Consider the following 19,752-nt stretch of genomic DNA (forward strand, 5'->3'; position numbering starts at 1 on the left):
ACGATGGCCATCCTCTTCGAACCCCACCGGCAGTGGAGCGCCCACCTGGCCTCGCTGCTGGGCACCGAGGTGCTCACCACCAGCCGGCTTGAGGACGTGGAGCGCCTCCTCGCCGACCAGCACTCCGAGCCGCTGGTGCTCTTCGGCCCGAGCACCGACGCCCCGCTGGCGCTCAACTTCGCGGCCCGGCAGCGGCTCGCGCGACCCGCCCTGGGCGTCCTCCTGCTGCGCGAGAAGCTGGACGTGGAGACCATGGGCCACGCGCTGCGGGCCGGCGTACGGGACGTGGTCGACGCCCACGACATCGCCGCGGTGCGCGCGGCCTGCACCCGTTCGCTGGAGGTGTCCCGCGACCTCGTCGGTGCCGGTACGGCAACGCGGGCGGTCAGCGAGGCGAAGGTGGTCACGGTCTTCTCGTCCAAGGGTGGCTGCGGCAAGTCGACGCTGGCCACCAACCTGGCGGTGGCGCTGGCGGAGGGCGGCCAGCGGAGGGTCTGCCTGGTCGATCTGGACCTCGCCTTCGGCGATGTCGGGATCATGCTGCAACTCGTGCCCGAGCGGAGCATCGCCGACGCGGTGAACGCCCGGGAACGCATCGACCCCACGCTGATCCGCGCACTGCTGACGTCGTACGCGCCCGGGATCGAGGTGCTGCTCGCGCCGGTCGGCCCGACCGACGCCGAGCGGATCGGGCGGGACGTGGTCGCCCAGGTCCTCGCCGCCACCCGCACGATCGCCGACTACGTCGTGGTGGACACGCCGCCCGCGTTCACCGAGGCGGTGCTGGCCGCACTCGATGTCTCCGACTTCCACGTGCTCGTGGCGACACCGGACGTCCCCGCGCTGAAGAACCTGCGGGTCGCCATGGACATGCTCGATCTCCTCGAACTGCGGAAGGAGGCGCGACTCGTGGTCCTCAACCGCAGCGACGCCCGGGTCGGGCTGACCGGGAGCGACGTGGAACGGGTGCTCCAGACGTCGATCGCGGTGCACATCCCGTCCAGCCGGGACGTGCCGGCGTCGATCAACCGGGGGGTGCCGATCATGGTGGAGAAGTCGGGCCACCCGGTGAGCCGGGCCATCCGTGAGTTGGCGCAGGAACGGATCGCCGACCAGGCCGCCCAGCGGAACGGCCGCAGGCTGCGGGAGCGGCTGGGTAGGGCGGGTAACCGATGAGCCTCACCGACCGGCTGACCCAGCGCTACCCGGGCGGCAGCGACGGCGCCCTGATCGCCCGCACCTCCGGCCCGATGGGCGGGTCCACCAGCGGCGGGCTGAGCACCTCGCTACGCCTGCGGATCCATCGGGAACTGCTGGAGATCCTGGGCCCGCAGCTGTACGACAACCGCACTCCGGACACCGTTCTCGAGAAGAAGGTCCGCGACACGATCAGCGAGGTCCTGGCCCGCAGCGACTCGCCGCTGGCCGTCGCGGATCCGGCGCGGATCTCGGCCGAACTGCTCGACGAGATCCTCGGCCACGGCCCGGTGGAGCCGCTGCTGCGCGACCCCGACGTCACCGAGATCATGGTGAACGGCCCCGACCAGATCTTCGTGGAACGCTTCGGGCGCATCCACCAGGTCGACGCATCGTTCGTGGACGAGCACCACCTGCGCCGGGTCATCGACCGGATCGTCTCGCGGGTCGGCCGCCGGGTCGACGAGTCGAGTCCGATGGTGGACGCCCGACTGCCCGACGGAAGCCGGGTGAACGTCGTCCTGCCGCCCGTGGCGCTGGACGGGCCGACGCTGACCATCCGCAAGTTCGCCCGCGAGGCCTTCAGCGCGGACGACCTGGTCGGCTTCGGCACGCTCACCCCCGAGGTGGCGCAGCTGCTGTACGCCTGCGTCCGCGCCCGCCTCGACGTCGTGATCAGCGGAGGTACCGGCTCCGGCAAGACCACGACGCTCAACGTGCTCTCCAGCTTCCTGCCTCCCGAGGAGCGGATCGTCACGATCGAGGACGCGGCGGAACTCCAGCTACGCCAGAACCACGTCCTGCGACTGGAGTCGAGACCGCCGAACATCGAGGGCCGCGGGGAGATCACGATCCGGGACCTGGTCCGCAACGCGCTGCGGATGCGCCCGGATCGGATCGTCATCGGCGAGGTCCGCGACGGTGCCGCGCTCGACCTGCTCCAAGCGATGAACACCGGGCACAACGGTTCGCTGACCACGGTGCACGCCAACAGCCCCCGCGATTCGATCTCCCGCCTCGAGACCATGTGCCTCATGGCCGGTCTGGAGCTGCCGATCCGCGCGATCCGGGAGCAGATCGCCTCGGCGGTGGACCTCGTGGTGCACCAGAGCCGGCTGCGGGACGGCAGCCGGCGGGTCACGCACGTGACCGAGGTGCTCGGCATGGAGGGCGACGTGGTGACCATGCAGGACCTCTTCGTCTTCGACCACCGGGCCGGGCACGACGAGAGCGGCCGGCACCTCGGCGGGTTGCGTTCGACGGGGCTGCGCCCTCGCCTGCTCGACGCCCTCGCCGACGCCGGGGTCTCGGTACCCACCGGACTGTTCGGCGGTCGGCCATGGTGATCCGCCGCGTCGGACTCGTCGTGCTGGCCGCCCTGGCTGCCCTGCTCGGCACCGGCGTTCCGGCCCTGGCCGACCGGAGTCTGGCCGTGACGGTGCTGGACGTGACGCCGGGCCAGGTGCAGCTCGTCGCCGACGTGTTCGGCGCGCCCGCCGGGCAGACCCCGCCGGTCACCGTCGCGCAGGACGGTCGGCTGCTGCCGTCGAGCATGCAGGCGGCCGACCCCGCGGACCCGCCGGCACGTGCGGTCGTCGTGGTGCTCGACACGGGTGCTGCCATGGCGGGCCCTCGCCTGCCGGCCGCGCGGGACGGGGTGCTCGCCTTCGCCGAGCGGCTCCCCGCGGACGTGGCGGTCGGTCTGGTGACGGCGGCCGAGAAGCCCACGGTGCTGCTCCGCCCGAGCCGGGACCGGAACGCGCTGCGGACGGCCCTGTCCGGGGTCCGTGCCAGCGGGGAGACCGCCATCTACGGCGGGCTGCGGACGGCCGCCGAGGCGGCGAAGGCGGTTCCGGACCGGCGACTGCTGGTCGTGACAGCCGGGCGCAACACCACCGGCGACCCGGCCCCGGTGGTCCGGGACCTCAGCGCCGTCGGGGACCGGGTCGATCTGGTGTCCGTCCAGGCGCCCTCCACCGGGCTGGCCGAGCTGCGTCAGCTCGTCACCGCCACCGGCGGCACCGTCCGGCCCGCGGAGCGGGCCGACGCGGTGGGCGCAGCCCTCCGCGCCACCGCCGACACCGTCCCGCTCCGCTTCACCATCACCGTGGACGTCCCAGCGGAGCTGGCCGGGACGGCCGGAAACCTGACCGTGACCGTCGGCACGGGCGCGGGGATCACCCGCACGTCGGTGCCGGTCCAGTTCGTGTCCTCCGCTCCGTCACCGGCCGCGGCCGACCCGCTGCTCTCCGCCGCGCCGTTGCGCCGGCCGCAGCTGATCGCCGTGCTGGTGTTCGGGGTGCTCCTGGTGTCGACGCTGCTCGTCCTCTCCGGGCTGACCGGGTCGACGCGGCAGCGGCGGCTCCGGCAGGTGGAGCAGTTCCGCATGCCGACCGCCTCCGGTGCGCGCACCCCGGGCGCTCCCCAGGCGCGGCCCCGGCCGAGGGGTGGCGTCGCCGGCACCGTGCTGGCTCTCTCCGACCGGATCGCGCAGACGCGCGGCGGCGACGAGCGGATCGCCCAGGATCTGGAGCGCGCCGGCATCACCCTTCGTCCGCGGGAGTGGATTGCGGCGCGCGCGGGGGCGACGCTGGCCGGCGCGCTCCTGCTCGGGCTGCTCGGCGGAGTGCTCGGCGCGTTGCTCGGGGCGGCGCTGGGCTGGCTGGCCGCGGGTCTCTACCGCCGGGTGCGCGAGATGCGGCGCCGCCAGGCCTTCGCCGACCAGCTCCCGGACACGCTTCAGCTGGTGGTCGGCTCGCTGCGGTCCGGCTTCTCGTTGGCGCAGGCGATCGACGGGGTGGTTCAGGATGCGCCACCGGGGCCGCTCACCGTGGAACTCGGCCGGGCCATGGCCGAGGTCCGCCTCGGATCCGATCTGGACGACGCGTTGGACCGGGTGGCGCAGCGGGTGGAGAACGACGACCTCGCCTGGGCGGTGATGGCGATCCGCATCCAACGCGACACCGGCGGCAACCTGGCCGAGGTCCTCGAAACCACCGTGGAGACGCTGCGCGAGCGCGACCGGCTGCGTCGGCACGTGCGCGCGCTCTCCGCCGAGGGCCGACTGTCGGCGTACGTGCTGATCGCGCTGCCCATCGTGCTGGGGATCTGGATGCTGCTGACCCGGCGCGACTACCTGAGTGCGCTGTGGACCACCTCGATCGGGCTGACGATGCTGATCGGCGCCCTGCTGCTGATGGTGGTCGGCATCTTCTGGATGGCGCGCTGGATCAAGGTCGAGGTGTGAGGGCATGGACTCGCTGCTGTTGCTGGCCGGCCTGGGCGCGCTCTTCCTGGCCCTCGTGGCTGCCCTGGTCGCGCTGATCGGCGGGAGTGACCGGCGGGCGGTCGCCCGCACCCTGCAGACCGCCGACCAGGGCTATCGCCTGCTCCCGTCGGCCCCACCGGCCGCGGCCCAGCCGCACGGAGCGCTGGTCGCCCAGGCGCGTTCGGTCGGTCGCAGGTTGACGCCCGCCGGCGCGTTCGAGGGCCTCGGCCGCCGTCTGGACCAGGCGGGCAATCCGTCGTGGTTGGGCCTCGACGCGGTGCTCGCGTACAAGGGTGTGCTGCTCTTCGTCGGGGCCGCGGTCGGACTGCTCCTGGCGGTCGTCCTCGCCGGTGTGGCCGGCGCGGTGGCCTGGGCGGTGGCCGGCGCCGTCGTCGGCTTCTTCGCGCCGGACCTGCTCGTGCTGCACCTGGCGCAGGAACGGCAGCAGGAGATCCGCCGGACCTTGCCGGACATCATGGACACCCTGGTGGTGACGGTCGAGGCGGGTCTGGGGTTCGAGGCCGCTCTCGCGCAGGTGGTCCGGAACGGCCGGGGGCCGATGGTCGGCGAGTTCGCCCGGGTGCTGCACGAGATGCAGATCGGTCGCCCGCGGGTCGACGCGTTGCGCGAGATGGCGGCCCGGACCAGCGTCAACGAGCTGAAGGCGTTCGCGTCGGCGGCCGTGCAGGCGACGACGCTGGGTGTCCCCATGGCCAAGGTGCTGCGGCAGCAGGCCGCCGAGATGCGCCTGCGTCGGCGCCAGCGGGCCGAGGAGCTCGCCCAGAAGGTGCCCGTCAAGATCCTCTTTCCGATGATCTTCTGTCTCTTTCCCGCGCTCTTCGTCGTCGTGATCGGCCCGGGTGTCATCAGACTGATCGACACCTTCGGCAACTGAACGCCCCGGCGATTCGTCACCGGTTTGACCTGCGGCGCCACGTCCCGGGTCGATGATTGCCGGGGTGAGCCCGAATCCCGGGCACCCTGCCGGGAATCGTCCACTTCCTACCTCCATGACCTGCGGCGAAGTGGATTTCCGACAGATCGGCCCCGACGCGGAGAGGGCAGACTGGGAACGTGGGCGGCGAGGAGATCCTGGGATACCGCTACCGGCTGGTCGACCAGATCGGCAAGGGTGGCATGGGCGTCGTCTGGCGTGCGTTCGACGAGGTCCTGGACCGGCAGGTGGCGGTGAAGGTGCTCGCCGCCCGATTCGCCGAGAACGCGGACTCCCGCCAGCGCGTCCTGGCCGAGGCCCGGGCGGCCGCTCGGCTGACCCACCCGCACATCGCCGCCGTGTACGACTACGGCGAGTCGGTGACGGAGGTCGGTAACCGGGTGCCGTTCGTGGTCATGGAGCTGCTCCAGGGCCGCTCGCTGCACGAGCGGCTCAAGCGCGGCCCGCTTCCCGTCGAGTCGGCGCTGCGCTGCTGTGCCGAGACGGCGTCCGCGCTGGCTTCCGCGCACGCCAGCGGGTTGGTCCACCGCGATGTGAAACCGGGCAACGTGATGCTCACCCCGGCCGGCGCCAAGGTGGTCGACTTCGGCCTGGCGGCGGTCGTCGGCAGGAACGACCCGGAGGAGGCGGGGGGCGAACTGCGTGGCACGCCGGAGTACGTGGCGCCGGAGCGGCTCTTCGGCGAGGGCGTGGTGCCGGCGACCGACGTCTACGCGCTCGGGGTGATCCTCTACCGCCTGCTGGCCGACCGGTTGCCGTGGCAGGCGCAGTCCAACGCGGAGATGCTGGAGGCGCACGCCTTTCTCGAGCCCGCCCCGCTGCCCCGGGTGCCCGGCCTGCCGCCGATCGTCCGTGACCTCGTGAGCCGCTGCCTGTTGAAGGACCCGAGCCGGCGCCCGGACAGCCGTGAGGTCGCGGTCACCCTGGGCTACGCGGCCGGCGTCCAGGTGCCGCTCGACCGTCCGGCCGAGGACGACCTGGACGAGCTGGCCGGGTCGGAGCCGTCGGCGGCCGAGGCGGACAGCGGCAGCCTGGGCGGATCGTCCCGGGGCAGGATCGCCCTGCGGCCCGATGCGCTCTCCGTGCTGACCATCGCCGGCACCGCCAACGAACCGTATGCGGCGCGGCTTGCCCGGCACCTCGACGGTTCGCTCGATCACGTCGCGCTCCGGCAGCAGGCCAGCCTGCTGCTGCGCGGCGTGGTCGACTTCGACCTGGCGATCTGGGCCGTGCTGGATCCAACCACGTTGATGTGGGCGTCCTGCGTGGTGGACGGCGGGCCGCACGACGACCAGTTCGAGCGCGAGCTGTTCGCCAACGAGTACGGCCAGGAGGACGTCCTGCGGATCGTCGAGCTGGCGGAGGGAGCCCGGGTGGGCACCCTCAGGGCGAGCACCGAGGGAGACCCGGAGAGCAGTTGGCGATTCCGCAACATCCTCAAACCCCGCGGCTTCGCCGACGAACTGCGCCTGGCCTGCTACGACCACGAGGGCACCTGGGGGACGCTGCTGCTCTACCGGGCCGGCGGCCGCTTCACCGACGCGGACGTCGCGCAGCTCGCACCCGCGAGCCGGCCCCTCGGTCTGGCACTGCACCGCAGCCTCGTCCGCGGCGACGCGCCGGAGGACCCGCCGTCGCCGGAGCCGGTTCGCGAATCGGCGGAGGAGGCCCCGGCGTCCCGGTGGCTCGGCCTACCGAAACCGCTTCGACGACGTCCCCGGCCGGCCGATCGGCCGGCGCCCCGGTCCGCGCCACCGCCCCAGCGGCGGCCGGCGCTGGCGGGCTCGTTGACCCTCTCGCCCGACGGGCGGCTGTTCGACATGACGGAGGACGCCCGGCACCTGCTGAACACGGCGGAGCTGGCCAAGATGGGCACGGCGGTCAGCCGCGGACAGGCGTCGGGCGTGCTGGACGCGTCGGGCGTCGAGCACGACGACCGGTGGCTGGCCTTCCGCGCGGTGCCGCGGGAGACGGCGGTGGCCGTCACGGTGCAGCGCATCCGGCCGCACCAGGTCAGCGAGTTCGTCATCCGGGCGCTCGGGCTGGAGCCCTGGCAGGGGCGGCTGCTGGGCGCCGTCGCGCGGGGCCGCAACACCCGGCAGATCGCCCAGGATCTGGGCATCTCGGCCTACGCGGTCCAGGACGGGATGATGTCCCTCTTCACCGCGTTCGGAGTCGCCGGCCGGGTGGAGCTGGTCAAGGCGCTCTTCTTCGAGCACTACGCTCCGCTGCACGCGGCCGACCGCCATGTGCACCGGGACTGACCCCGGCGGATCAGCGATTCCAGTCCTGCTTCGCCGCCCGCACGAGCTTGTCCTTCAGCTCCCGGGTGTGGCGACGACTCACCGGCAGCTCCGTACCGTCGATGACCACCACGTAGCCGGAGTTGACCAGCCGCAGCTCGGCGATCAGCTTCAACTGCACCAGGTAGGATCGGTGGATCCGGACGAACCCCGCGTCGGCCCAGCGCTCGGCGAGCGTGGCCAGCGACACCCGGACCAGGTGCGAGGCGTCCGCGGTGTGCAGCCGGGCGTAGTCGCCCTGCGCCTCCACCCAGCGCACCGCGGAGCGGGGCAGCATCCGGGTCGTCCCGGCCAGCTCGATCGGGATGGTCGGGTCCTCCTCGGCCCGGGCCAGGGCCGCCGGGTGCGAGGGGACCACCCGGGAGCCGATCACCCGGCGCAGCGACTCGGCCAGCCGCTCGGCCCGCACCGGCTTGCGGACGTAGTCCGTCGCGCCGAGGTCGAAGGCGTCGACCGCGCCGTCGTCGTACGCGGTGACGAAGACGATCGCCGGCGGCCGGGCGAACCGCCGCAGCACCCGGGCCAGCTCCATGCCGTCCAGCCCGGGCATGCGGATGTCCAGGAAGACCACGTCCACGTCGCCGTCGCGGAGCACCCGCAGCGCCTCCGTGGCGTCGCCGGCCGTGTGCAGCCGGGCCACCCGGGGATCGGCGCGCAGGTGGTACGCCAGCTCGTCCAGCGCCGGCGGCTCGTCGTCCACCGCCAGCACCCGGAGGAAACCCGTCGCGTTCACGCTCATGACGTGGCCCGTACGCCGGGGTGGAACTTCGGCACCCGCATGCTGACCTTCGTACCCGAGCCGAGGCCGGTCTCCACGATCAGGCCGAACCGGTCCCCGAAGACCGACCGGAGCCGTTCGTCGACGTTCGAGAGGCCGACGTGCTGGCCGGGGTCCTCGGTCGGGTCGCTGCCGGCGCCGGCCAGCTCGGCGATGCCGGCGGTGAGCGTCGTCGGATCCATCCCCACTCCGTCGTCCTCCACCGTGATGTGGCATTCCGCGCCCGCGTCCCGGGCCTCGATGCTCACCATGCCGGTGCCCGGCTTGCGCGACAACCCGTGGCGGACGGCGTTCTCGACCAGTGGCTGAAGGCAGAGGAACGGCAGGGTCACCGGCAGCACCTCCGGGGCGATCTGCAGACGCACCTGGAGCCGCTCGCCGAACCGGGCCCGCTCGATGGTCAGGTACCGGTCGATCGAGCGCAGCTCCTCGGCGAGCGTGGTGAACTCCCCGTGCGCCCGGAACGAGTACCGGGTGAACTCGGCGAACTCCAGGATCAGCTCCCGAGCCCGCTCGGGGTCGGTCCGGACGAACGAGCCGATCGCGGTCAGCGCGTTGTAGATGAAGTGCGGGCTGATCTGGGCGCGCAGCGCGCGTATCTCGGCCCGGGCCAGGCGCTCCCGGGACGAGTCCAGCTCGGCCAGGGCGAGCTGGTCGCCGGCCCAGTGCGCGGTCTCCAGCGTCGCCTGCACCAGCCCCGGGGCGGGCTGCTCGTCCGCGACCGCCACCAGCGCCCCGACCACGCGGCCGTCGGCGCTCAGCGGGGCCACCACGGCGCCGCGTACCGGGCAGTCGACCAGGTCGCAGTGCAGTTCCGACTCGCGGAGCACGGTCGACCGGCCGGTGCCGACCGCCTTCCGGGCCGCCGTGAGCAGTTGGTCGGCGTGGTGCGCGCCGCGCCCGTCGAGGGCGAGCAGGGCCTCCCGGTCCGTCAGGGCCAGCCCGGCCGCGCCCACCAGGGTCCGCAGATGGCGTACGGCCTTCGCCGCGCCCACCTCGCTCAGCCCGGCCCGCAGCGGCTCGGCGGCCAGCCCGGCGGTGTGCAGCACCTCGTAGGTGGCCCGCTGGGTGGCGGTCGCGATGCCCCGCCGGCCGCGTAGCCGCAGCACCGCCCAGAGCGCCGCGGCGAGCGCGCTGACGAGCGAGACCACGCCGAAGACGGCGGAGAGGTTGCCACCCACGCAGCGATCCTGGCTGCTGGGTGCGGTTCTGCCAACCCCGGAATCCGCCCGGCCGCCTCAGTCGGGGGTCAGTACGCGCCCTTGCGGGCGAGCACCACCCCGACGGTCCGCCACAGGATGCTCAGGTCGTACGCCAGCGACCAGTTGTCGACGTAGTAGAGGTCGAGCCGGACCGCCTCGTCCCAGGACAGGTCGGAGCGGCCGGAGACCTGCCAGAGGCCGGTGATTCCGGGGCGGACCAGCAGCCGCCGGCGGACGTCGCCCAGGAAGTCGCCGTCGTCGGCGGGGAGCGGCCGCGGCCCGACCAGCGACATCTCGCCCCACAGCACGTTGATCAGCTGGGGCAGCTCGTCCAGCGAGGAGGCGCGCAGGAAGCGGCCTACCGGGAAGACCCGCGGGTCCTGCTTCATCTTGAACAGCAGGCCGTCGGTCTCGTTCTGGTCGACCAGGCTGGCCAGCCGTTCCTCGGCGTCGACGTACATGGTCCGGAACTTCCAGACCCGGAAGGTCCGCCCCTCGTGCCCGACCCGGGGCTGCCGGAAGAAGACCGGCCCGTGGTCGGAGATCCGGATCGCGATCGCGATCGCGAGGAAGAGCGGGATCAGCAGCACCAGGCCCAGCCCGGCGGCGACCCGGTCCATCAGGTTCTTGACCAGCAGCGCCGGGCCCGACAGCGTCGGCTCCTCGACGTGCAGCAGCGGCAGGCCCTCGATCGGGCGGATGTGCACCCGGGGGCCGGCGATGTCGGTGAGCTGGGGCGCGACCACCAGGTCGACGCCGGAGCCCTCCAGCTGCCAGGCCAGTCGGCGCAGCTCGCCCGGCTCGGCGCTGGCCGAGCCGCAGACCGCGATGGTGTCCCCGCCGACCTCGCGGACCAGGGCGAGCACGTCCCGGCCGGCGTAGACCGGCACCGGGGTCTCGATGCCGCGCGCGGCGGCATACCCGTCGGTGAGGTGGATCGCCACCGGGACCAGGCCGGCGCTGGGGGTGCGGGTGACCGCGGTGTAGACCTCCAGGCACTCCGGAAGGGTCCCGACCAGCACCATCCGGTGCCCGGCCTGGCCGGCCCGGCTCCGGATCATGTGCAGCAGGAACCGGGCCAGGAAGCGTTCCAGCAGGATCAGCACCAACGCGCCGAGCAGGGCGAAACCGACCGTGTAGCGGGAGAGGTCGGTCTTGGTGGCGAACGCGATGAACGAGACCGTCGCGGCCACCGTCACCCCGCCCCGGGTCACCCGCTTGAACTCGTCCGGGCCGAGGCCGAGGTAGCGCCGGTCGTACGCCCGGTTGCCCCAGAGGATGACCAGCCAGCCGAGCGGCAGCAGCACGAACGCCACGGTGTAGAACCAGGTCGGGTCGGCCTTGGCGTTGTAGAAGCCGGCCCGGGCCTGGCCGAACGCCTCCTGGGCGATCCAGTCCGCCACCACCACGGCGGCGAAGTCGAGCAGCAGCAGGAGTGCGGTGTAGGGGCGGTGCCACCGGGACACCCGGCGCCGGGCGCGGGCCCAGGCCGACCGGGGTACGCCGTTGTGCGACGGCGGAGTCGGCGGCTGGATCTCGAAGCTGTCGACGTGCCGCACGCTCTTGCTCCGGCCTGTGTTGGTTACCGGGCGCTGGAGGCTTGTCGTCACCTCAACCCATGTCCTCCCGCATGACCCGCGTCCTCACTCGCAGTGAGGACCCGGGTCGCCCACCGTCCCAGTCTCCCACGCGGTCCTGGTCGGCACGCCCCCCGGAAGGGAAGTGCCGTTCGCCGTGCTCGCGGGATCTGGCCGGCTCCGTATCGGTTGTGAAGCCGGGGACCGAGCCACTATACCGATGGATGGCGGCCTCGGTAGAGGTGCGGACCGGGCGCTTCGGCGATCCGCGTTCGATTCCTCTCCGTAATCGCCGGGTGGCATTACTCACCGTACGAGCCGGGACAACCGACGGTCAGCGAGCGGCTTGCCGCCGGTCTGGCAGGTGGGGCAGTACTGGAGGCTGGAGTCGGCGAACGAGACCTCCCGCACCGTGTCACCACAGACCGGGCAGGGCAGCCCTTTCCGGGCGTGCACCTTCAACCCCGAGCGCTTCTCGCCCTTCAACTCGGCGGCCCGCTGCCCCATCGACCGCCGGACCGCGTCGCCGAGCACCGCCCGGGCCGCCGCGTGCAGCGTGGCGAGCTGGTCGTCGGTGAGCCGGTCGGTGATCGCGAACGGCGACAGCTTCGCCGCGTGCAGGATCTCGTCGGAGTACGCGTTGCCGACCCCGGCCAGCACCGCCTGGTCGGTCAGCACGCCCTTGACCTGGCCCCGCCGGCTGCGCAACCGCTCGGCGAAGGTGGCCAGGTCGGCGCCGAACGCGTCCGGGCCGAGCTTCGCCACCCCGGGCACCTGCGCCGGATCGGTCACCAGGTACGCGGCCAGCTTCTTCTGGGTGCCGGCCTCGGTGAGGTCGAAGCCGGAGCCGTCGTCGAGGCGTACCCGTAGGGCGACCGGGCCCTTGCCGGGCCGGAGCGGGGCGGTCGACGGGAACGCCTCCCGGTAGTGCAGCCAGCCCGCCCGGGCCAGGTGGATCACCAGGTGCAGGCCGCCCTCGAAGATCACGTCGAGGAACTTGCCGTGCCGGCCGGCACCGGCCACGGCCCGGCCGGCCACCGCGCTCGGCGGCGGGTCGTACGTCTTCAGCGCGCTGATCGCGGCGACCTCGACACGCTCGACGCGCCGGCCCACCGCCCGCTCGCGCAGGTAGCCGGCGAGCGCTTCCACCTCGGGTAGTTCGGGCACCGTACAACGGTAGCCTTCTTTCCCGTGAGAATCGTGGTGGCGCACAACCGGTACCGGGCGGCCCAGCCTTCCGGCGAGAACACGATCGTCGACGCCGAGATCGCCCAGCTCGCCGCCGCCGGGGTGGAGGTGCTGCCGTTCCTGCGCAGCTCCGACGAGATCCCCGCGATGTCGAAGACCGCCAAGGCGCTGCTGCCGATCTCCCCGATCTGGGCGCCGCAGGCCCAGCACGACCTCGACCGCCTGCTCGCCGAGCACCGGCCCGACGTCCTGCACCTGCACAACCCGTACCCCCTGCTCTCGCCCTGGGTGATCCGCACCGCGCACCAGCGCGGCGTGCCGGTGGTGCAGACGGTGCACAACTACCGGCAGGTCTGCTCCTCCGGGCTCTACTTCCGCGACGGCATGATCTGCCAGGACTGCCGCGGCCGGGCGCTGGGCGTGCCGGCCGTCGTGCACCGCTGCTACCGCGGCTCCCGGGTGCAGAGCGCCCTGATGGCCACCACGCTCGCCGTGCATCGCCCCACCTGGAAGTCGGTGGACCGGTTCATCGCCCTCACCACCGCGGTCGCCGACCACCTGCGCGACTACGGCATCCCGGACGAACGGATCGTGGTCAAGCCCAACGCCGTCCCGGACCCGGGCCCGCCCGCGCCGCTCGGCGAGGGATTCCTCTACCTGGCCCGGCTCACCCCGGAGAAGGGGCTCGGCCTGCTGCTGGAGGCGTGGCGGCGGCACCCGGTCGGCGCGCTCGGGCCGCTGCGGATCGCCGGCGACGGCGAGCTGCGCCCGCTGGTCGAGGCGGCCGCCGCCGAACGGGCGGACGTGATCTACCTGGGGCCGCTCGACCGGGCCGGGGTACGCGCCGCGATCGAGGCGAGCTCCGTGGTGCTCGCGACCTCCACCTGGCACGACGTGCTGCCCACCGTGATCATCGAGGCGCTGGCCAGCGGCCGGCCGGTGCTGGGCACCGCGCTCGGCGGCATCCCGTACCTGGTCGGTGCGGACACCCCGCGCGAGCCCGCCGGCACCGGCCCGGCCGAGCTGGCCTCCGCGCCCGCCGGCGGCGCCGATCGCCCGGCCGTCCCCGCCGGCCTCGAACGGGGCGACGCCGGCTGGGTGGTCCCGCCCGAGCCGGCCGCCCTGGCCGCCGCCCTGCCCGTCGCCCGAGCCGGGGCCGCCGCGCTGGCCGCCCCCGCCCGGGCCCGCTACGAGCGCATCTTCCATCCGGACGTGGTCACCAAGCGCCTTATCGACATCTACGCCGATGTGGCGCGAAACCGGACGGCAGTGGACCGCTGACCCGGCACCCGGCGAGCCGGAGTCACCGAGGGTGAATCGGGCTCGCCGATCGCTTCTCGGTCACCCAACGTGGTCAGCGGGGCGGCGCTCGGCGGGCCGATTCCTCGCCGTCCCCAGGGCGGGACGCCGCTCAGCTGGGCCGACGCCAAAACCGCTCGCCTGCCGCCGACACCCTGTTCGCCGCCTTTGCTCTGCAGCCATCCACGCAACAGTCACCGTCGGCTACCGGTTGCGCCCGCGGCAGCAGAGCAAAGCGAGTGAGCCGTTGGGCCGAGGTGGCCGAGGAACATCACTGACCGTCACTGAGGCCGACGCCACCGGGCGGGATGGGTGATCGGCCGAGCGGAATCAGCGCCAGCCGTTGGGGGTCAGCGGAGGGAGGCGCGGGCGGAGAAGGCGATGCTGGCGAGCAGGAAGCCGCCGTTGACGATGGTGAACGCGACGATCACCCAGACGGTCAACGCCGGGGCGAAGGCGAGCACCAGGCCGGCCAGGAAGATCACCGCGCCGTAGTCCCGGACCAGCTTCACCAGGCGTACCGGGAGCGAGGTCGAGGTGACCATGCTGGCCGCGTTCGGGCCGGCCTGCATCACCGAGGTCACCAGGTTGACCATCCAGGTGCCGGCGAAGACCGCGATCAGCCAGGTCGGCGTCGCCGGGCGCTGCGCCACGGCGGTCGCCCCGAGCGCGGTGACCAGGGCGATCTGGGCGGCCACGTCGCAGAGCACGTCGACCCGGGCACCGGCCGGGTTGTTCTGCTTGGTCACCCGGGCGAGCTGACCGTCCGCGCAGTCCAGCGCGTACGCGATCTGCCAGCCGACCAGGGCGGTCAGCCCGACGGCCCAGGCCGGGACCGTCCCGGCGGCGACCTTCCCGGCCAGCGCGACCACGGTGACCGAGGTGGCCAGGCCGAGCACCAGGTTGGTGATGGTCAGCGCGGTCGGGCGCAGCCCGAGCCGCTGGGCGATCAGCGCGAAGACCGCGCCGATCCACTGGCTGATCGACTCGCTGAACAGGCCGCCGCCCCGGTTGACCCGGTGGAAGTCGGCGATGGTGGGGCGGGGCTCAGCCAAGGTGGTCGCGGAGGGCACCGGCGTAGTCTGCCAGCCGCTCCCGCGTCTCGGTAGGCGACATCGCGAGGTGTTCGAGGATGGTGTAGCGGTCCGGCCGGGTGGCCGGCGCGAACTGCACCGCCGCCACGAACTGCTCGTCGGTCAGCCGCACGTCGGCCGGGAGCCGCGGCAGGCCGTGCCGGGCCAGGCAGGCCGACATCTCGGCGAACCGGCGCTCGTCGCCGCGCAGGAAGGTGCAGAAGAGCGCGCCGAGCCCGGCCAGCTCCCCGTGCGAGGCGGTGCCCGGGTAGAGCGCGTCGACGGCGTGCATGATCTCGTGGCAGCCGCCGCTGGCCGGGCGGCTGGTGCCACAGACCGCCATGGCCAGGCCGGTCGAGATCAGCGCCTCGGCCAGCACGGTGACGAACGCGTCGTCGCTCAGGTCGCCCTGGTGCGCCAGCACCGCCTCGGCCCCCATCCGGGCCAGCGAGGCGGCCAGCCCGTCGACCGGCTCGCCGCGTACCTGGCGGGCCAGTTCCCAGTCGGCCAGCGCGCTGATGTTGCTCACCACGTCGCCGATGCCGGCCCGGTTGTGCCGCTCCGGGCCCGCCTCCACGAAGTCCAGGTCCACGATCACGGCGATCGGGATGTGCACCCCGTACGAGCCCTTGATGCCGTCGGTGATCAGGCTGGCCACCGGGGAGGCGATCCCGTCGTTGGCCAGCCCGGTCGCCACCGTCACCATGGGCAGCCCGCGCCGGGTGGCCGCGTACTTGGCGACGTCGATGGTCTTGCCGCCGCCGATGCCGACCACCGCGTCGTACGACCGGTTGCGCAGCTTGGCGCCCAGGTCGTCGGCGGCGTCCAGGGTGGCGCCCGCCACGGTGAACACGTCGGCCGAGCGCAGCGACGGCCGGATCAGCTCGGCGATCTGCTCGCCCTGCCCCGGCCCGACCACCACGGCCACGTCGCCGCCCGCGGAGATCCGCCCGTCGACGAGGATCGCGGCGAGGTCCGCCACCGCGCCCCGCCGCACGTCGATGTGGAGCGGGGTGAGGATGGTCCGGGCTAGTAGCGGCACGCGATCTCCCGCGCCCGGGCCAGGTCGGCGTGGTTGTCCACCTCGACCCAGGCCACGTCGCCGATCGGCGCGGCCCGCACCTCGCCGCCCCGGTCGGCGAACTCCTGGTAGCCGTCCTCGTAGTAGAGGTTCGGGTCGCGCCGCCAGGTCGCCTCCAGGGCGTCGGCCAGGGCGTCGGCCACCTGCGGCTCGATCAGCGTCGCGCCGATGTACTCGCCGTACGCGTCGAGCGGATCCATCTGCTTGGTGATCCGGGTGAGCTGGCCGGCGGCGTCGAAGGTGGTCTTCATCTCCTCCTCGGCCAGCGCCTTGATGTTGTCGATGGCCAGCAGGATGCCCGGGCCGCGCTCGGCCAGCAGGGTCTTCTCCACGCTCACCGGGTGCACGGTGTCGCCGTTGACCAGCAGCACGCCCCGGGAGAAGTGCTCCCGGGCCAGCCAGAGCGAGTAGGCGTTGTTCCACTCCTCGGCCTTGTCGTTGTGCACCAGGGTGAGGGTGACCCCGTACTTCTCCTCCAGCGCGGCCTGCCGCTGCCGGACCGCGTCGGCGGCGTAGCCGACCACGATCACGATCTCGGTGAGCCCCACCTCGGCGAGGTTGCCCAGCGCGATGTCGAGGATGGTGATGTCCCCGTCCACGGGCACCAGGGCCTTGGGCAGGGTGTCGGTGTACGGACGCAGCCGTCGCCCCGCACCGGCGGCGAGCACCATCCCGATCATGCCGGCATCCTCCTCAGTACTACTGCTGGTCACCGGTGGAGGATAGCGCCGGGCCGTCGGCCGCCTGCCGTCATCCATGGTTCAGCCGGGCAGGGCGGCCAGGTCCGCGAGCACCGCGAGCCGCTCCTCGGCGGTCAGCACCGTGTACGGGCCGGCGGCCCGGCGGTCGGTTTCCTGCTCGATGGCCAGCCGCTCCGGCCCCGGTGGCAGCTCGGCGATGCTGGTCGCGGTGTGCCCGGCGGCGGTCCACGCCGCCGCGTGCGCGTCCGCCCGGTGGTAGCGCAACGTGCCCAGCCGGTTGAGCAGCAGCACCCCGGGCGGGGTGCCGTCCGGCTCGTGCGGCGGGGCCATCGCGGCGAAGGCGCCAGGCTCGTCGTCCCCGGTCAGCAGCAGGGCGTACGCCAGCACCCGGCCGAGCGCGCTCACCAGCCGCTCCACCCGGTCGTCGTGCCCCGCCCAGAGTTCCTCGGTGACCTCGGCGTGGACCCCGAACAGCTCGCCGAGGAAGGCGAGGCCGCGGTCGGTGGCGCAGCAGCCGCCGCCCGGCACGCGTTGGAGCATCCCGTACGCGACCTGCTTGTCCAGGGCGCGCTGGCAGGCGGCCGGGTCGCGATAGCGGGTGATCGCGGCGAAGCCGGGCCCGTCCACCGTCCCGCCCGGCACGGCGAGCCGGGTGCGGAACTCCACCAGGAAACCGGTCGCGGCCGGCCCGCCGTACCGGGAACTCAGCTCCGCGCCGCCGCCGTCCCGGCCGGCGAGCATGCCGGCGACGAAGGCCCGGTCGACCGCCGGCGCGACCAGCCCGGCGAACCGGTGCGGCGGCAGCTCGACCTGGTCGGCGGTTTCGGCCCGGCGCGTCGGACGCCCCAGCGCGCCGCGACCCGCGACGGTCGAGTCGCTCACCGACCGATCGACCGCAGGGCGGCGAAGCCCTCCTCGGCGATCCGCCGGATCAGCCCGTCGTTGATGCCGCGGTGCTCGTCGAGGAGGCTGACCTCGTGCTCGGCCAGCCAGCGGAACTCGGTGTGCTTTCCCTCCTCCAGCCGGGGTCGGCTCAGGTCGCCGTCCACCCGGACCAGGAAGTCGTTCTCCACCCGGACCAGCCCGTCGTCGCCGGTGTAGGAGTACTCGCCGACCTGCCCGAGCAGCTGCGACACGGTCCAGCCGGTCTCCTCGACCACCTCCCGGCGCAGCGCCTCCTCGACGCTCTCGCCCGGTTCGAGGTGGCCGCCGACGATGTCCCAGCAGTTGGGGAAGAGGGTCCGGTCCGGTGATCGGCGCTGGATGAATATGCGGCCGTCGTCGTCCACGATCAGCGCGCCGGCGCAGCGGAGAGGGTCGGTGGGCACGCCGTCGACAGTAGCGAGCCGGCGCCGATCCCGCCGATGCCCGGTCTTGTCCCGGTACGGATCGATGGCCCACCATGGCCGTACCGAGGCCACCGTCCCATAGGGGTGATGCGTGATGCAGGTTCGGGAAGCGATGTCCAGTGAGGTGCTCGTGGTCGGCCCGGAGCACACGCTCCGCCAGGCGGCCCGGATGATGTCGGCCCGCCGGGTCGGGTCGGCGGTCGTGATCGACCCGGATTCCGAAGGGATCGGGATCATGACCGAACGCGACGTGCTCAACGCGATCGGTGCCGGGCTCGACCCGGATGTGGAACGCACCGGCGCCCACCTGACCTGGGACGTCGTCTACGCCGGTCCGGACTGGACGGTCGAGGAGGCGGCGGCGGCGATGGCCCGGGGCGGCTTCCGGCACCTGGTGGTGCTGGACGGCCGGGAGGTGGCCGGGGTGATCTCGGTACGGGACCTGATGCGGGTCTGGGCCCGCGAACAGGCCCCGACGACGGTCTGAACCGTCCTGGTACGACGGGGGACCCGGCCGGTCGGCGGCCGGGCCCCCGGTGCGTCCGGCCGCCCCTTCCCGAGCCTCTTTCGGCTCTCTGGTCGGCCGGTCGGACGGATCGACCGCCCGCATGTTGAACTTCGCGTGTATGCCGGTCGGACCGGTCGGACCAGGCCCTAGGCTCGTGCGCATGACCGCCGAGCAGCTGATCTCCTTCGCCCGTGGCGCTCCCTCGCTGGACATCGTCGATGTCGAGGGGCTCAAGGCCGCCGCCGTCCGCGCCTTCGACGCCGACCCCGCCGGGATCACGGCGTACGGCACCTCCGTCGGCTACCCGCCCCTGCGGAAGTGGATCGCGGAGAAGCACGGCGTCGAGCCGGACCAGGTGCTGATCACCAACGGCTCGCTCCAGGCCGACGCCTTCCTCTTCGATCACCTGGTCAAGCGGGGCGACGCGGTGATCGTGGAGCGCCCGACGTACGACCGGACGCTGCTCAACCTCCAGCAGATGGGCGGCGAGATCCACGGCGTGACCGTCCAGCCGGACGGGTTGGACACCGCCGAGCTGCGCAAGCTGCTGGAGTCGGGGGTCCGGCCGCGGCTGGCCCACGTCATCCCGAACTACCAGAACCCGGCCGGCGTGACCCTCTCCCTGGAGAAGCGCCGGGAGCTGCTCGACCTGGCCGCCGAGTACGGCTTCACGATCTTCGAGGACGACCCGTACGCGGATATCCGGTTCCGTGGCGAGCCGCTGCCCTCGATGCTGTCGATGGACAGCCGGGGCGTGGTGGTGCACGCCTCCAGCTTCACCAAGACGGTCTGCCCGGGTGTCCGGGTCGGCTACCTGGTCGGCCTGGCCGAGCTGATCGCGGCCATCGCCAAGCGGGCCACCAACCTCTACATTTCGCCCGGGATGGTCTCCGAGGCGATCGTGCACCAGTTCTGCGTCTCGGGGGACATCCAGCGGTCGATCGAGACGGTGTCGACCGCACTCGGCGAGCGGGCCACGGTGCTGGCCGAGTCGCTGCGGCGGCACATCCCGGAGGCCCGGTTCGTCGAGCCGGACGGCGGCTACTTCCTCTGGGTGGAGCTCCCCGAGGACGTGGAGGTGGATCGGCTCGCCCCGGCGGCCGCGGAGCGCGGCGTCGCGGTGGTCAAGGGGAGCGACTTCCTGATCGACGGCGGCCGGCACGCGCTGCGGCTGGCCTTCTCCGCGGTGACCGCGGACCGGATCGACGAGGGGGTCCGGCGGCTGGCGGAGGCGATGGCGGCCGTTCGAGGCTGATTTCTGTCGGGTTTCCGA

17 protein-coding genes are annotated in these 19,752 nt (G+C 73.0%); 8 read left to right on the forward strand and 9 right to left on the reverse strand.

The features are described from left to right. Nucleotides 1-3: 3 nt before the first annotated feature. The 5 genes from Q2K19_RS11840 to Q2K19_RS11860 all read left to right on the forward strand — a co-directional run bounded on the left by Q2K19_RS11840 (nucleotide 4) and on the right by Q2K19_RS11860 (nucleotide 7,684). Nucleotides 4-1,176: an AAA family ATPase gene (locus Q2K19_RS11840; protein ID WP_302770547.1), complete on the forward strand. Its 1,173-nt coding sequence runs from the start codon at nucleotides 4-6 to the stop codon at nucleotides 1,174-1,176. Further along, nucleotides 1,173-2,543 (forward strand): CpaF family protein, encoded by a 1,371-nt coding sequence (locus tag Q2K19_RS11845; protein ID WP_302770549.1) that lies wholly within the window; start codon nucleotides 1,173-1,175, stop codon nucleotides 2,541-2,543. Before Q2K19_RS11840 ends, Q2K19_RS11845 begins: the two co-directional genes overlap by 4 nt. After that, the gene (locus tag Q2K19_RS11850) at nucleotides 2,537-4,444 is read left to right on the forward strand and encodes a type II secretion system F family protein (protein ID WP_302770550.1); all 1,908 of its coding nucleotides are present in this window, start codon (nucleotides 2,537-2,539) and stop codon (nucleotides 4,442-4,444) included. The genes Q2K19_RS11845 and Q2K19_RS11850 overlap by 7 nt, the downstream gene beginning before the upstream one ends. 4 nt (nucleotides 4,445-4,448) lie before the next feature. Continuing rightward, nucleotides 4,449-5,360, forward strand: coding sequence for a type II secretion system F family protein (locus tag Q2K19_RS11855; protein WP_302770552.1), 912 nt, complete (start codon nucleotides 4,449-4,451; stop codon nucleotides 5,358-5,360). A 179-nt stretch (nucleotides 5,361-5,539) separates the two neighbouring features. Beyond that, nucleotides 5,540-7,684 (forward strand): serine/threonine-protein kinase, encoded by a 2,145-nt coding sequence (locus Q2K19_RS11860; RefSeq protein WP_302770553.1) that lies wholly within the window; start codon nucleotides 5,540-5,542, stop codon nucleotides 7,682-7,684. A 10-nt stretch (nucleotides 7,685-7,694) separates the two neighbouring features. Here the strand turns inward: Q2K19_RS11860 and Q2K19_RS11865 are convergent, their stop codons facing one another. The 4 genes from Q2K19_RS11865 to Q2K19_RS11880 form a co-directional block, all read right to left on the reverse strand. Beyond that, nucleotides 7,695-8,462: a LytR/AlgR family response regulator transcription factor gene (locus Q2K19_RS11865; RefSeq protein WP_302770555.1), complete on the reverse strand. Its 768-nt coding sequence runs from the start codon at nucleotides 8,460-8,462 to the stop codon at nucleotides 7,695-7,697. Then, nucleotides 8,459-9,682, reverse strand: coding sequence for a sensor histidine kinase (locus Q2K19_RS11870; RefSeq protein ID WP_302770557.1), 1,224 nt, complete (start codon nucleotides 9,680-9,682; stop codon nucleotides 8,459-8,461). The genes Q2K19_RS11865 and Q2K19_RS11870 overlap by 4 nt, the downstream gene beginning before the upstream one ends. Before the next feature lie 68 nt (nucleotides 9,683-9,750). Beyond that, nucleotides 9,751-11,262, reverse strand: a complete 1,512-nt coding sequence (locus Q2K19_RS11875) for a sugar transferase (protein ID WP_302770559.1) — start codon at nucleotides 11,260-11,262, stop codon at nucleotides 9,751-9,753. A gap of 324 nt (nucleotides 11,263-11,586) precedes the next feature. Continuing rightward, on the reverse strand, nucleotides 11,587-12,447 hold the full coding sequence (locus tag Q2K19_RS11880; protein WP_302770562.1) for an Fpg/Nei family DNA glycosylase: 861 nt from the start codon (nucleotides 12,445-12,447) through the stop codon (nucleotides 11,587-11,589). 24 nt (nucleotides 12,448-12,471) lie between these two features. Here Q2K19_RS11880 and Q2K19_RS11885 point away from each other — a divergent pair, with 24 nt between their 5' ends. Beyond that, on the forward strand, nucleotides 12,472-13,749 hold the full coding sequence (locus Q2K19_RS11885) for a glycosyltransferase (protein ID WP_302770564.1): 1,278 nt from the start codon (nucleotides 12,472-12,474) through the stop codon (nucleotides 13,747-13,749). Between the two features lie 368 nt (nucleotides 13,750-14,117). Here the strand turns inward: Q2K19_RS11885 and Q2K19_RS11890 are convergent, their stop codons facing one another. The 5 genes from Q2K19_RS11890 to Q2K19_RS11910 form a co-directional block, all read right to left on the reverse strand. Beyond that, nucleotides 14,118-14,840, reverse strand: coding sequence for a CDP-alcohol phosphatidyltransferase family protein (locus Q2K19_RS11890; protein WP_302770566.1), 723 nt, complete (start codon nucleotides 14,838-14,840; stop codon nucleotides 14,118-14,120). Next, entirely contained in the window at nucleotides 14,815-15,882 is a 1,068-nt protein-coding gene (locus Q2K19_RS11895; protein WP_302770569.1) for an iron-containing alcohol dehydrogenase family protein, read from the reverse strand. Before Q2K19_RS11895 ends, Q2K19_RS11890 begins: the two co-directional genes overlap by 26 nt. Continuing rightward, the gene (locus tag Q2K19_RS11900) at nucleotides 15,870-16,601 is read right to left on the reverse strand and encodes a phosphocholine cytidylyltransferase family protein (RefSeq protein WP_302772441.1); all 732 of its coding nucleotides are present in this window, start codon (nucleotides 16,599-16,601) and stop codon (nucleotides 15,870-15,872) included. Before Q2K19_RS11900 ends, Q2K19_RS11895 begins: the two co-directional genes overlap by 13 nt. 81 nt (nucleotides 16,602-16,682) lie before the next feature. Continuing rightward, nucleotides 16,683-17,504 (reverse strand): hypothetical protein, encoded by an 822-nt coding sequence (locus Q2K19_RS11905; RefSeq protein WP_302770571.1) that lies wholly within the window; start codon nucleotides 17,502-17,504, stop codon nucleotides 16,683-16,685. Beyond that, entirely contained in the window at nucleotides 17,501-17,950 is a 450-nt protein-coding gene (locus tag Q2K19_RS11910) for an NUDIX domain-containing protein (protein ID WP_302770574.1), read from the reverse strand. The genes Q2K19_RS11905 and Q2K19_RS11910 overlap by 4 nt, the downstream gene beginning before the upstream one ends. Before the next feature lie 115 nt (nucleotides 17,951-18,065). Between Q2K19_RS11910 and Q2K19_RS11915 the strand changes: the two genes are divergently transcribed. Continuing rightward, nucleotides 18,066-18,458, forward strand: coding sequence for a CBS domain-containing protein (locus tag Q2K19_RS11915; protein ID WP_302770577.1), 393 nt, complete (start codon nucleotides 18,066-18,068; stop codon nucleotides 18,456-18,458). 181 nt (nucleotides 18,459-18,639) lie between these two features. Then, on the forward strand, nucleotides 18,640-19,734 hold the full coding sequence (locus Q2K19_RS11920; protein WP_302770579.1) for an aminotransferase-like domain-containing protein: 1,095 nt from the start codon (nucleotides 18,640-18,642) through the stop codon (nucleotides 19,732-19,734). Nucleotides 19,735-19,752 lie beyond the last annotated feature (18 nt).

Origin of the sequence: Micromonospora sp. NBRC 110009 (assembly GCF_030518795.1) — a bacterium.
In the GTDB taxonomy this organism is placed as follows: domain Bacteria; phylum Actinomycetota; class Actinomycetes; order Mycobacteriales; family Micromonosporaceae; genus Micromonospora.

What these genes read in the sequence shown, in the direction of transcription:
- Q2K19_RS11845 (WP_302770549.1), top strand. Translation starts at nt 1,173, where the DNA reads ATGAGCCTCACCGACCGGCTGACCCAGCGCTACCCGGGCGGCAGCGAC.
- Q2K19_RS11840 (WP_302770547.1), top strand. Translation starts at nt 4, where the DNA reads ATGGCCATCCTCTTCGAACCCCACCGGCAGTGGAGCGCCCACCTGGCC.
- Q2K19_RS11915 (WP_302770577.1), top strand. Translation starts at nt 18,066, where the DNA reads ATGCAGGTTCGGGAAGCGATGTCCAGTGAGGTGCTCGTGGTCGGCCCG.
- Q2K19_RS11855 (WP_302770552.1), top strand. Translation starts at nt 4,449, where the DNA reads ATGGACTCGCTGCTGTTGCTGGCCGGCCTGGGCGCGCTCTTCCTGGCC.
- Q2K19_RS11900 (WP_302772441.1), bottom strand. Translation starts at nt 16,601, where the DNA reads ATGATCGGGATGGTGCTCGCCGCCGGTGCGGGGCGACGGCTGCGTCCG.
- Q2K19_RS11850 (WP_302770550.1), top strand. Translation starts at nt 2,537, where the DNA reads ATGGTGATCCGCCGCGTCGGACTCGTCGTGCTGGCCGCCCTGGCTGCC.
- Q2K19_RS11865 (WP_302770555.1), bottom strand. Translation starts at nt 8,462, where the DNA reads ATGAGCGTGAACGCGACGGGTTTCCTCCGGGTGCTGGCGGTGGACGAC.
- Q2K19_RS11920 (WP_302770579.1), top strand. Translation starts at nt 18,640, where the DNA reads ATGACCGCCGAGCAGCTGATCTCCTTCGCCCGTGGCGCTCCCTCGCTG.